Origin of the sequence: Weizmannia sp. CD-2023 (assembly GCF_036225245.1) — a bacterium.
Taxonomy (GTDB): Bacteria; Bacillota; Bacilli; order Bacillales; family Bacillaceae_C; genus Weizmannia; species Weizmannia faecalis.
This window is the reverse complement of record NZ_JARTJQ010000027.1, coordinates 16,683-29,838: the sequence shown is the minus strand read 5'-3', so window position 1 is coordinate 29,838 and position 13,156 is coordinate 16,683. Positions and strand designations below refer to the sequence as shown.

10 protein-coding genes are annotated in these 13,156 nt (G+C 46.8%); 5 read left to right on the top strand and 5 right to left on the bottom strand.

Translation table 11 applies throughout. The features are described 5' to 3' along the window. Positions 1–25 precede the first annotated feature (25 nt). Positions 26–1,078: a lactonase family protein gene (locus P9687_RS03175; RefSeq protein ID WP_328228652.1), complete on the top strand. Its 1,053-nt coding sequence runs from the start codon at positions 26–28 to the stop codon at positions 1,076–1,078. A gap of 210 nt (positions 1,079–1,288) precedes the next feature. On the opposite strand, the gene P9687_RS03170 is transcribed toward P9687_RS03175, so the two are convergent. The 3 genes from P9687_RS03170 to P9687_RS03160 all read right to left on the bottom strand — a co-directional run bounded on the left by P9687_RS03170 (position 1,289) and on the right by P9687_RS03160 (position 4,623). Continuing rightward, a complete protein-coding gene (locus P9687_RS03170) occupies positions 1,289–1,597 on the bottom strand; it encodes an MTH1187 family thiamine-binding protein (protein ID WP_013858492.1) in 309 nt (102 codons plus the stop codon). Positions 1,598–1,689: 92 nt separating this feature from the next. Then, on the bottom strand, positions 1,690–3,819 hold the full coding sequence (locus tag P9687_RS03165) for a YhgE/Pip domain-containing protein (protein WP_328228653.1): 2,130 nt from the start codon (positions 3,817–3,819) through the stop codon (positions 1,690–1,692). A 261-nt stretch (positions 3,820–4,080) separates the two neighbouring features. Then, a complete protein-coding gene (locus tag P9687_RS03160) occupies positions 4,081–4,623 on the bottom strand; it encodes an HD domain-containing protein (RefSeq protein ID WP_061565693.1) in 543 nt (180 codons plus the stop codon). Between the two features lie 514 nt (positions 4,624–5,137). On the opposite strand from P9687_RS03160, the gene P9687_RS03155 reads away from it, so the two are divergent. Next, positions 5,138–6,352, top strand: coding sequence for a 3D domain-containing protein (locus tag P9687_RS03155; RefSeq protein ID WP_061565691.1), 1,215 nt, complete (start codon positions 5,138–5,140; stop codon positions 6,350–6,352). Positions 6,353–6,562: 210 nt separating this feature from the next. Here P9687_RS03155 and P9687_RS03150 read toward each other — a convergent pair whose 3' ends face one another. Continuing rightward, the gene (locus P9687_RS03150; RefSeq protein WP_046721206.1) at positions 6,563–7,501 is read right to left on the bottom strand and encodes an L-lactate dehydrogenase; all 939 of its coding nucleotides are present in this window, start codon (positions 7,499–7,501) and stop codon (positions 6,563–6,565) included. Between the two features lie 1,057 nt (positions 7,502–8,558). Between P9687_RS03150 and ppc the strand changes: the two genes are divergently transcribed. Together ppc and P9687_RS03140 are read left to right on the top strand one after the other, a co-directional pair. Further along, positions 8,559–11,267, top strand: coding sequence for a phosphoenolpyruvate carboxylase (gene ppc, locus P9687_RS03145; RefSeq protein WP_429892585.1), 2,709 nt, complete (start codon positions 8,559–8,561; stop codon positions 11,265–11,267). Positions 11,268–11,468: 201 nt separating this feature from the next. Continuing rightward, entirely contained in the window at positions 11,469–11,711 is a 243-nt protein-coding gene (locus tag P9687_RS03140) for a hypothetical protein (RefSeq protein ID WP_035189433.1), read from the top strand. A gap of 44 nt (positions 11,712–11,755) precedes the next feature. Here P9687_RS03140 and P9687_RS03135 read toward each other — a convergent pair whose 3' ends face one another. Beyond that, entirely contained in the window at positions 11,756–11,971 is a 216-nt protein-coding gene (locus P9687_RS03135; protein WP_046721203.1) for a hypothetical protein, read from the bottom strand. 221 nt (positions 11,972–12,192) lie between these two features. On the opposite strand from P9687_RS03135, the gene P9687_RS03130 reads away from it, so the two are divergent. Continuing rightward, the gene (locus P9687_RS03130; RefSeq protein WP_035189430.1) at positions 12,193–13,104 is read left to right on the top strand and encodes an LCP family glycopolymer transferase; all 912 of its coding nucleotides are present in this window, start codon (positions 12,193–12,195) and stop codon (positions 13,102–13,104) included. The last annotated feature ends 52 nt before the right edge of the window (positions 13,105–13,156 follow it).

The following is a 13,156-nucleotide window of genomic DNA, read 5'->3' as shown; positions in this document are numbered from 1 at the left end:
TTACAGATTGGAAGGAGCATCAGCCATGGGAAAGACAAAATGGACAGGGTATGCCGGCACCTATACAAAAGGCGCCAGCGAAGGGATTTACACCTTTACCCTTGATACAGAAAAAAAGCAAATTGAAGATGTGAAAGTTGCCGCCAGACTGGGCAATCCAACTTATCTTAATATCACGGCAGACAACCGCAATCTGTATGCCGTTGTCAAAGAAGGCAGCCAGGGCGGGGTTGCGGCTTTTTCAATTGATGCGGAAACCGGTGCTCTAACAGAGTTGAACCGCCAGTTATCCGGCGGCGCCTCCCCGTGCCATGTCAGCGTGGATTCAGCCAAGAAAACGGTCGTCTCCGCCAACTACCATAACGGGACGGTCAGCGCCTATCTGACAAACAAAGACGGCAGCCTGCAGCCGGCAGTAAGTGTTATCGAACATACCGGCTCCGGCCCGAACCCTGAACGCCAGGAAAAACCGCACGTCCATTTCGCAGGCTTTACCCCGGATAAAAAATATGTCGTCGCGGTGGACCTCGGCAATGATACGATTACAACGTACGCGCATGATGGCGGCAAATTAACGGAAAAAGCCGTCCTTTCCGTCCGCCCGGGAAGCGGCCCGCGCCATCTTGCCTTTCATCCGGGCCGGAAATTGGCCTACTGCATGACAGAATTGAGCAATGAAGTGATTGTGCTCGAATTTGACGAAGCTTCCGGCACGTTTAAAGATGTCCAGTATATCAAAACGATTCCGGAAGATTTTACGGAAAACAGCCAGGGAAGCGCAATCCATCTCTCTTCCGACGGCCGTTTTGTTTATGCCGGAAACCGCGGCCATGACAGCATTGCCGTGTTTGCAGCCGGCCCGGACGGCAAACTGTCCCTTGTTGAATACACTTCAACCGAAGGAAGCTGGCCGCGCGACTTTGTGCTTGACCCGACCGAAAAATTTGTCGTTGCCGCAAACCAAGAATCGGGCACGCTCGTTTTATACGCCCGCGATCCGGAAACCGGGATCCTCACTTTGCTGCAAAAAGACGTCCCGGTTCCGGAAGGGGTTTGTGTAAAATTTTTGCACGGGTAAAATTTTAGCGATTCAAAAGGCGGGTCCCGGTCCGCTTTTTGCTTTTTCCGGGGAAATTCTCATCATTTTATCATTTTCATTTCACAAGTTTTTCTTTTTCATGTTTTACATTTAGGACAGCGGCAAGGAATTGCAGCAAACCATATTTGGCCGGGCTTCCCCCAGAGCCTGGCCAAACCTCCTTTTATCATACCGGCCTTGTGCCGGTTTTTATTGGCCGAGTTTTTCGGCGACGGAGGCCAGTTTTCCTTCCATCGTGAGCTGTTTGTCCCTGCGGTCGTCGATGCGGATATTCGTTTCAACACGCTTTACGCCATTTGAAAAAGGGATTTCATGCAGTTTTTCAATGATTTCAAACAGGTCATGGATGTCCCCTTCTATTAAAGTGCTCATCGGGGTCAGCTTGATTTTCACCCTTCCCTGTTCTTTTCCCAGCGCCTTCTCAATCTCCGCCACATATTTGCTGATGCTTGTTGAATCCGTTCCGACCGGAAATATGGTAATATCGGCAATCGCCAATGCAATCCCCTCCTAATATTCTTCTTTCTTATTATAAACCAACTTTATTTTTCATGTCTTCCTTCTCATTTTTCTTGTCTATTCCGCTTTTTTCATTCGAATAGCCCGCTTTCTTTCCCTTTTCTTGTAAAACGTTCGGTCATACGGCTGAGCAGTTTCTTGGCTGCGGTCCCGAAAATAAGCGCAATTGCCAGAAATCCTGCCAGATAAATGATATCTGTGATCACAGCCTCCATCAGCATCCCGCCAACAGCTTCACGCATTAAGCCAATTCCGTAAGTAAATGGCAGGAGCGGATGGATATGTTGAAAGAAAGACGGTTCCATCTGGATTGGAAAAGTGCCGCCCGAACCGGAAATTTGCAGGACAAGCAGGACAATCCCAAGTGCTTTTCCCACATTGCCAAAAACAGAAACGAGTGTATAGACCATCACGGTAAAAACAGCACCAATCCCGATACCGAACAAAATAAACCAGGCTTTTTCCTGCACATCCACATGTAAAATAAAAAGATCGCCCGCCGCCGTTATCGCCGACTGGAAAAACGCAATCGTTAAAAACAGGAGCAGCTTGCCGAAATAGACTTGCCAGCTGGCATATGCGCCGCCATGGTGGTGTTCAACCGACAGCAGGGATACCAATAGCATTGCCCCCACCCAAAAAGACAGGACTGTATAAAACGGAGCCATGCCCGCACCGTAATTTTTGATTGGATATAGAACTTCTTCCTTCAGCGATACCGGCTGTTTTAAAAACCCGCTTTCTTCTTGTGCATCGTTCTTCAGCAGTTGAATCCACCGGTCTATATTTCCCTGTTTTTCAAACGCCCGGATTTTACCAGCCAGTTCCCTGATTTTTCTCTCAGCAGCCGGCAGTTCCGTTTCAGCCGTTTTCAATTTTGCTTTCCCGATTGCAAGCTCGGTTTTCGTATCGCGGAGAATCGCCTGGATATCCGGCAGGCTGCCTTCCAATTTTTGAAACAGCTTGTTTGCTTTTGCACTGTCCTGCCCGGCTTGTGCCACAAATGTTTTTAAATCCGCGGCGATGGCTGCACCATCGTTTTCAAGCAGGCTGCCGGCGATGGCCCCGGCACGGCCGGCTTCCTGCTTTAGATCTGCCTGCAATGTTTCCGGCAGCAACCCGTCATTGACCTGTTGGAGAATTTTCCCGTTTAGGTCCTGCTGTTTTTGAAAGGACTGGCTTAGGGCAGTAAACCGAGCGGCAACAGTGATGAGATGCTGAGAACCTGTTTCTTCAGCAGCGGTTCTCAGCAAATCACTGAACGCGTCAGAGATTTGTTTACTATTTTGCAAAATCATCGTATTTTTTGGCGCTGTTTCTGCAATTTTCGTTTTGTCTGCCAGCATACTCACCTGGTTCGAGACTGCAGGAGCGGCATTCAGCGCTTCCAGTCCGGTTTTGATCACGGTATCCGTCTGCTCAAGCAAACTTCCGGTGCTTCCAAAAAAGCGGGCCATGTCCCCTGAGACGGTTTTGCCGCGTTTTGCAAGCCGCTGGACATCGGGCATCGCGCTTTCTGCCTGTTTTCTTACTGCGTCTGCTTTCGTAATGTCCCGATCTGCCGTCCTGATGATCCGGTTAAGCTCCGGAATGTCTCCCTCCAATCTAAAAACCCATGCTTTAAAATTTTCAATATCCGGCAAATCCCTTTCAAGTTCAATGCCGATTTGATTAAACATTGTAAAAATCGCTTTGCTAACGGTTTTTACAAATTGCGCACTAATTTGCTGTGTAATGGCAGACGCACCCGACCCTGTTATTTTAGGCGCAATCGCATTGATTTTTTCATTAACGGTATAAGTAATGACCGGTTTCTCCGGCTTATCACCCAGGATGGAAGCCAGTTTTTCCGAAAAATTTTCCGGGATGGTCAGGCTCGCATAATATTCTCCGGTCTTTACGCCGCGTGTGGCTTCCTTTTCCTGCACAAACCTCCAGCCGAGCGTTTTATTTTGTTTCAACTTTTTCATGACTTCATTGCCGGCGTGTACTTTTTTTCCGTTGATCGCTGTCCCCCGGTCCAGATTCACAACGGCTACTGCAATTCCTTTTGTGTGGCCGTATGGGTCCCAGGATGCCTTGATGTTAAACCAGGCATACAATGATGGAAGAATAATCAAGGCGGCAATGATCAGGCTTGCTGCCCAGTTTGTTGTCATTTTTTTCAAATCAGTTGCATAAATCTTCCATACTTTTTCCATTGGCAGCCTCCAAATGTTGTTGTACCTTTATGTTTTCCAACCGTTTGAACTGTCATGTACACGCAAAAAAGCCTGTGCGTCTCAGGACACGCACAGGCTAGCGTCAAACAAGCCATTTTCCTTATGTAATTGATTTGCGGCCCGCACAAGCAGGCGTCTGCAGTAACGTAAATATTACGGATGAAAGCCGGTGCCCTCACTTTGCGGTTTTACAAGCAGCAAGTCCGTTATTTCACAGGCAATGTCCGTTTCCCCTGCACCTTATTCATGTCCAAAAACCTGCTTTATTTCCGCCTGCAGCTGCTCCAGTAAAGGAAAAGAATGGTTCAACGCAATACTTTCTGCAATACTTCGATAGTACCATTCCTGCTTTTCTTTCCCACGGCTGAACGCGTTCCACACGCTCTCCCCATTTTTTCGCAATCCTTCGTGTATCGTTTTCAAATTGTGGAGTTTATCTGCACATATGAGCATACAAATTTCCTCTTCTGCCGTTTTTAATAGCTCGATGGTATGCTGTTTTCGTTCCTCCCACCGCACATTTTTAGGCGGTTCGGTGCAGGCTGCAACAATGCGGGCAACATCGCTTCCAAATTCAGCTTCTATCTCCTCGTTTGTCACCGCAGTATCTTCAACCGTATCATGAAGAAGCCCTGCTGTGACCACTTCTTTGCGGCAGCCTTCTGTTAAAAGCATCATGGCAACCGCATACGGATGCGCAATATACGGAAGGTCGGACGCTTTCCGGTATTGGCCTTCATGTGCTTTTGCCGCAAATTCAATTGCTTTTTCCACCATTTCCATAAGAAATTCCTCTCTTCTCATTCAAAACCTATTCCTATCATCATACCAAAACGGCGCGGCTATACATGAATGAAAATCGAAAAGTTCAGCACTTTTTTGGCTTCTTAAACATCAAAATGGATCCTTAGTCGGCAGAATATTCCTTCCTGTCCTGTCTGAATTGAAAAAGAAGCAGATCCTTGCTTCTTTTTATCTACTTTCTTTGCCTTTACCCCCGCGAATTCTTTTATGTTATCACTTTTTCCCACTTCTCGATATGCTTTATCCGACCATTGCTTGAGCACAGTGATTTGCCGCTGTACCCGCTTTATTTCTTTTTGCTGCTTTTCATACGCCTGGAGGCAGAAGTCTTATAACTGCCCATCATCATGCGAAAAAGCACCCAAATCTATCTTTTCCCTTTTTCGCATGATTTGAGTCCGTTTTCATTCTCGTAATATGAATTTAATCGTATTGTAATCTTCCTTTCTGCCTATTTGTGTTATAACAAGAGTACGGAGAAGGGAGTTGTCTTATGCACTTAAAAAGGCGAATTGCAGTTATGGCGTTTGCCATATTCGTTGGCACGGCACAACTAAATGCCTATGCAGAAACAGATCAAGGTTCCTTACAGAAAAAATTGGATGAAAATACGCAAACCATTCAAAAGAAAGAATCGGAGAAAAAAGCCGTCGAAAGCAAAATGGAAAATTTGCAAAAAGACTGGAACGCATTGCAATCATCCATTCAGAAAAATAAAGAAAATATCGCAGCAACTGAAGCGAAAATCCAGTCAGCAAAAGATTTGATTGAAAAGAAAAAAGAGGAAATCGTAAAGCTGGAGGACCAAGTTTCTGCACGGGAAGGCGTGATTAAAAAACGCCTCGTTGCCATGCAAAAAAACAACCAATACGACTATGTGATTGAAACGATTTTAAACGCGGAAAGCATTGGCGACCTGATCAACCGGGTCAGTGCAGTCGCGACACTGCTGAACGCTGATACAAGCCTTTTGGATCAGCAAAAAGCGGACCTTGCGAAAATTGAAGCCGATAAAAAAGCCATTGCAGACCAGGAAAAAGTGCTCGAACAGGAGCAGGCAAACTTGAAAAGCAGCCAGGCAAAACTGCAAACAAATTTAAAAGAAAAGGAAAAAGCATTGTCGGGATTAAAATCGAAGTATGACAGCATTCAAAATGAGCTGTCAAAAGCGGAACAAAAACAAACCGACTTGAATACGAAAATCAGCAACCTGCAAAAAGAAATAAAGGCACAGCAGGCGGCCGCAAAAGCAAGGGAAGAAGCCCTCGCAAAACAAGCGAGCGAAGCTGAAGCCGAAAAGGCAGCGGAAGCGCAAGCTGAAAAAACAGCAGAAACACAAGCGAAAAAACCAGCGGAAGCCGGTGCCGGGAAAACGGCCGGAACCAAATCCGCCGCATCTTCCGGCCACAGCACGCCACAAGGCAAATCCTTTTATGTGACGGCGACATCTTATAACCATGAAGATACGAAGCTGGATATTACCGCTTTGGGATATAACATTAAGAAAAACCCGAACATGAAATTGATCGCTGTCGATCCATCGGTCATTCCGCTCGGCAGCAAAGTCTGGGTTGAAGGATACGGGGTTGCCATCGCAGCCGATACCGGCGGTGCCATTAAGGGCCATATCATCGATGTCCTGATGCCGAACAAAAAAGCTTCCATCGCATGGGGGCGCCGTACGGTCAAAGTGATCATATTGAATTAAGAAAAAGCAGCCTTGAATCGATTCAAGGCTGCTTTTTTATATCCGCCTATGGCAGGCCCGCTCCTAACCCCGGCAAAAAACAGGCCCATGCTTTTCCCGGAAAGCGGGGCAAGCATGGGCACTTTTTTCGGCAGTCCGCCTTAAGCAGGCGCCGGGATTTTTTTCAAAGAAAAAGCCGGGCCTCCCATGAAGCCCGGCCGGCACAAATGCTTACAATACCGGTGCCATTGTTTCTTTTAGCACTTTTACAGAATGATTGAACTGTTCCTGTTCTTTTTCGTTCAGTTTGATTTCAACCACTTCACGGATGCCCTGGCGATTGATGATGGCCGGAACGCCAACGTACACATCGCTGTTTCCGTATTGGCCTTCAAGAAATGCAGAGACCGTCAATACGCTGTTTTCATTGTTCAGGATTGCCCTTGTAATCCGGGTCAGGGACATCCCGATGCCGTAAAATGTGGCCCCTTTTCGTTCAATAATATGATAAGCCGCATCTCTCGTATTGACAAAAATGTCATCTAACGTCTTTTCGTCAATAATTCCTTTTTGTAGATAGCTTTCAATCGTATCGTAACCGATATTTGTATGGCTCCATACCGGAAGTTCCGTATCGCCGTGTTCGCCGATAATCGCAGCATGCACATTGCGCGGGTCAATTCCAAATTGGGCGCTCAAAGAGTTGCGGAGACGCGCGGAGTCAAGCACTGTGCCCGAACCGATAACATGTTCTTTCGGCAGGCCGGACTCTTTCCAAGTTACATATGTCAAAATGTCAACCGGGTTGCTGGCAACAAGAAAAATCCCGTTAAAGCCGCTGTCCATGATGCTCTTAATCATGCCTTTAAAAATTTTTGCGTTTTTGGCAACAAGATCAAGCCTTGTTTCGCCCGGTTTTTGCGGGGAACCTGCCGTAATGACAACAAGATCGGCAGTGCCGCAATCGGAATAATCGCCTTTCCAAACGCGGGTCGGCGTAGGCGCAAATGGCAGGCCGTGGTTCAGGTCCATGGCTTCCCCTTCTGCTTTTGCTTCGTTAATATCGATTAAAACAAGCTCTTCTGCAACACCCTGATTAATCATGGCGTAGCAGTAACTTGTACCAACTGCACCCGTTCCAACCACTGCAATACGATTGACTTTTTTCATGTATAATCTTCCTTCCCATCAAAAGTAAAAAATATATCCACTGTATGAAAGCAGTTTTGCAAGCCCGGCATGGCGGGCCCCTATCCAGTCTATGGATATTGTGCCAACTCCTAATGGATTCCATACTGCTTTTCCTTTAAAGCAGGACAATTAAACTTTTGCAGCAATTGCTGCCGTGCGGTTTGTGAAATAGATGGACGGCATGCCCTTTTATGGCTGAAATTGACTGTTCCGTTCATTTTCCTTCATTCCACATGGGTAAGTATACCACTATTTTTGTGATCAGATTCACATATTTTATGGCGAAAATTTGAAAATTTATCTGCCCAAATGCCCGGTTTTAAAGGAAAATGACGGTTTTTCAAAATTATCCGTTTACATTTTTCACAAATGGCTTTATTTGAAAGAGCCAGATATGTAAGCGTTATTCATTCTTGTGCTGATTTTCACAAAGTGCCCCGGATGGAGGAATAAATGGCTGATCCCGCCCAAATGATCTCTGCCATTTTTTATCCTGAATGCCTCCCCTCAAAAAGCGGGTGCTGCCTGCTTAAAAAAACCCGCTTCACATGCATGGAGACGTGCACGCCAGGCATCGACAAAAACGCAACTGCCCAGCCATTCATGTCTGCATCATAAATGGACACCGTGCGGACAGCCAGTACGACGGGCATAATAAAGCCGGCCATAAAATCAATTTTATATAAGTAAATTTTTTCTCTCCATACCGGCTGCTTTCATTTATTATTAAAGAAGAAGAGAACGGTTTCACTGCCAATTCTTTTCTTTCCATCTCCGGTACTTGCCACATTAAAAACACGAATGATATTCATCATTGACTTTCAATCGTTCGCATTTTATCCTTAATTTATCCCTTTATGCGGGAAATGTTCCTTTACTGGTTTTTAATTTTATAAAGTATTAGACTTTTTTCATTTTACAAGTATAATAATAAGTATCATTTTCTTTGTGCATTTTTCTGACCAAGTGAAAGGAGCGATTATCCTTGCATCAAATTGATGAAAAGAAAGCCCCCCGGATGGCCCTGCAGGCAGACATGGATTTTCTCGCCGGGCTGCTGGATAAAGTGATCCTATTTGAAGGCGGCGAAGCATTGCTCAAAACAATCCAAAATATTCGCTCCCTGGCACAAAAAGCGAGGGAAACCGGCGATGAGGCTTTCTACCTTCAATTAAAAAAAGAAATTACAGACCTGAATCCGCCAGAACGGCAGGAAGTCATCCGCGCTTTCTCTACCTATCTGCAATTATTTAATATTACCGAGCAAAATTTCAGAATTAAGCGCCGGCGGGAGTACCAGTCGGAAGATACAGACCAGGTCCAACCGCGTTCACTTGAAGATGGCATCGAAACGCTGCGGAAAGAAAAAGTGCCGGCTGAAATGGTTGCAGAACTGCTGGACAGTTTATCGCTTGAACTGATTATAACGGCACACCCGACAGAAGCAACGAGGCGGACCATTCTGCAAATCCACAAACGTATTGCAGACCTTTTAAAAGCGCTCGAATATGCCAACACCCGTTATGAGAAAAAAGTCATTGAAGAAACGATTTTGAATGAGATTACCATTTTATGGCAAAGTTCCGAAATCCGCGAGAAGAAACCGTCCGTTCTAGACGAGGTGAAAAACGGGCTTTATTATTTCGACAATGTCCTGTTCGACGTGCTGCCGCGCATACACGAAGACCTAGAAGACTATCTGTACGAATCGTACGGACAGCGTTTTAAAGTCCCTTCTTATCTTCATTTCGGATCGTGGATCGGCGGCGACCGGGACGGAAACCCGAACGTGACCGCGGACATCACCTGGAAAACGCTCGAGATGCAGCGTGAACTCGTATTGGAAAAATATAAAAAGTCGCTTACCACACTCCGGGAGCTGCTCAGCCATTCTGCCAAAAAAATAAGCGCCAGCCATGCCCTGCTTGCGTCTGTGGAAAGCGAAGAAAATACAATGCCGGCTGCAAAATTATGGCCGACAAAAGATGAAATTTACCGCAGAAAGCTGGCGATTATGATCCATAAACTGGAATGTGTGGGAAAAAGCAATGGCGGCTACCAATCCGCAGAGGAGCTCCTTGCCGATCTGTATATGATCCGGGACAGCGTGAACCAGCACCATCCGGCCGGGCATCCGATTAAATTGCTCCGCAAAGTTATCCGCCAGGTCGAATTGTTCGGGTTCCACCTAGCATCACTCGATATCCGCAACCATAGCGGCGAACATGAATCGGCACTTGCCGAGGTGCTTTATAACGTCAATATCGCGAAAGACTATAAAAATCTGCCCGAAAATGAAAAAGTCGCGGTGCTCCTGAAGGCTTTAAACGACCCGCGGCCGATGATTTCAATCTATGATACGTTTACGCCGGAAACGCAGGAAGTCATCAACACATTCCGGATGATCAAACGCGCCCACCAAACATTCGGCGAACGGTCCATCCAGGTGTATTTGATCAGCATGGCACATTCGGTCAGCGACGTGCTGGAAGTGCTCGTGCTCGCGAAAGAAGCCGGCCTGTACCGCGTCTACCCGAACGGCGAAATTTTAAGTGAGATCCATATCGCCCCGCTTCTTGAAACGATCGAAGACTTGCGGAACGGCGCGAAAATGCTCGAAACCCTTTTCCAAATGCCCATTTACCGCAACCATTTAAAGGTGCGCGGCAATCTGCAGGAAGTCATGCTCGGCTATTCCGACGGCAGCAAAGACGGCGGCACGATGACGGCGAACTGGCAGCTGTACAAAGCACAGAAAGAGATCCACGAAATGGGTGCCAAATACGGCATTAAGCTGAAGTTTTTCCACGGGCGCGGCGGTTCACTCGGACGCGGCGGCGGCCCGCTTTATTCAAGCCTTTTGTCCCAGCCGCCGGTTACACTTGGCGACGGCGTGAAAATCACCGAGCAGGGCGAAGTGCTGTCATCGCGCTATTTGCTGCGCGACATTGCCTACCGGAGCCTTGAGCAGGCGACATCCACGATGATGTGTGCCATCACAGAACAAAAACAGAACGAGAAAAATGGCAAAACGCCAAACGAAGAAGCTGTCAGGGCAATGGATAAAATTTCCGAATATGCGCTTGAAAAATATCAGGAACTCGTCTTCCGCGACCCTGACTTCCTGTCTTATTTCAAACAGGCAACGCCTTTAAATGAGATCGGTGAACTCAACATCGGCTCCCGCCCGATGAGCCGGAAAGGGAGCGCCCGTTTCGAAGACTTGCGCGCCATTCCGTGGGTATTTTCCTGGACGCAAAGCCGCCAGCTCCTTCCCGCCTGGTACGCAGCCGGGACAGGCCTGAGCAAATATGTGGAAGAAACCGGCAATTTCAAGTTGCTTCGTGAAATGTATGCATCATGGCCGTTCTTCCATGCAACGATCAATAACCTGCAAATGGCATTGATCAAGGCGGAGCTTTCCACGGCTGAAGAATATACAAGGCTGGTGAAAGATCCTGAAGTTGCCGGCCGGATTTTCGGCCTGATCAAAGCGGAATACGAACTGACGAAGGAAATGGTTTTAAAGATTGCGGACCAAAAAGAGTTGCTGGATTACACGCCGAACATTAAAGAATCAGTGCGCCTCCGCAACCCGTATGTCGACCCGCTGAACCTGTTCCAAGTCTACCTTATTTCGCAACTGCGTGAACGCGAAAACAAAGATGAAAAAGCCCGGCACCTGCTGATGGAGGTCCTGCTTACGATCAACGGCATCGCCGCAGGGCTCCGGAATACAGGCTGATAGCAATCCCAAAAGCTCTTTTTAAAACAAAAAAACCGTTGGGAAAATCATTTTTTCCCGGCGGTTTTTCTCATTTTCCGGATGTTTTTCTGAAGGGCTGCCCCGAAAAGGCTGGCGGGAGCCCCCTTTTTTGACGGAAATGGTAAAAAGAATGCAGCACTTATTGTATAATGGGTTTAAGAATATGCCGGGGGTGGGCCAATGGATGACTTTATCGGATTGATTTCAGTCATTTTAATTTTTTCTGTGCCGATTGTCGCAATTGTAACGAATTTTTTTAAGTCGCGTGAAAAAATAAGAGTACAAGTTTTGGAGAAAGAACTGGAGCTCGAAAAGTTAAAAAACGAAAACTTCCTGCTGGAAACAGAAAAAATGAGGCTGGAATTGCAAAAAATGGAGCTGGACGGGCCCAAGGATGAGTGGGTAATAAGCCGGGACCGGTAAATGTAAAACAGCTAAAAGAGCGGCTGCTCATTTGCCGCTCTATTTCACCTGCTGCTGGCCGCCGGAAAGCTGTGCCGGAAGATGCTGGGCACGGCCATCCCTTTCTCCACTGTGGCCGTCTGGACTGTCTTTGTGCTTGCGTCTGCACGGTCTGCCTTGCTTTTTACATAGAAAAGCGGCCCTCCCCCGATGGCCGCAACAATCAAAACGGCTGCAATATCCACTTCTTCATCATTATGTTCTCCTTTTTTGTTTTCCAATTTTAACAGGAACCATCTGTTCTGCTTTCCGGCTTCATTATGGGGCGCAAACTTAAATTTTTCTTAATGCTTTCTTTTCAAAATGCGGATGATTATAAAGCGGCAGCACAGCCATGCCTGATACAACCGGGATATGATGGGAATCGACAAAAAAGGATATTCAAGCGTAGCGAATCATGCTATAATAAACAATTATATGACGAAAAAAGAGAGGGCCGCCGATGAAGAAAAAAATCCTGATGTCTTTTTTAAGCTTAATTGGGATCCTGGTCATCGCCTGTGGCGGTTATGCCTACTATGTTTATCACTCGGCAAAAGCTGCGGCTAATAAAATGCATGAATCGTTGGCAGGCACTTCAAATGAAAGCATCTCAAGCCAGAACGGGCAGCCGATTTCCGTTTTGCTGCTTGGTGTGGATGAACGTGCAAATGACAGCGGCCGTTCCGATGCCATCATTGTGATGACCATTAATCCGAAAAAAGGCACGACACAGCTGGTCAGCATCCCGCGGGATACAAGGACGCTGATCGCCGGACGCGGCACATATGACAAAATCAATGCTGCGTATGCATATGGCGGAACCAGTATGGCACTGCAGACCGTTGAGGACTTTACCGGTATCCAAATGGATTACTATGTGAAAATCAACATGCAGGCCCTGAAAAAACTGGTCAACGCGGTTGGCGGCATTACCGTCAACAACACAATTGACTGGCATGACGAAGGGTACTATAAAAAAGGGTACCATTACAAAAAAGGGGAAATTCATCTGAACGGAGCCCAGGCGCTCGGCTATGTCAGAATGCGCCATCTTGATCCGGAAGGCGATTTTGGCCGCAATAAACGGCAGCGGAAAGTGATCGAGGCGCTGATCCGGAAAGCAACCAGCATTTCTTCTGTGGCAAAATACAGCAGTATCCTTGATACGCTTGGCGACAATGTCAAAACAAATATGACGTTTAATGACATGCTTACGATTGAGAAAAATTACCGGAATGCCGCCAAAAACATTACCCAGTATGAAGTAAAAGGCACCGATGCCAACTTTGACGGGATCTATTATTTGGCGGTGTCAGATGCTGAAAAAGAAAAAGTCACGCAAATGCTGGAAGAAAATCTGTCTGGTGACTAAGGAATAGTGGAAACAAACAACCCGCTTCCGGCATGCAGAAGCGGGTTGTTCT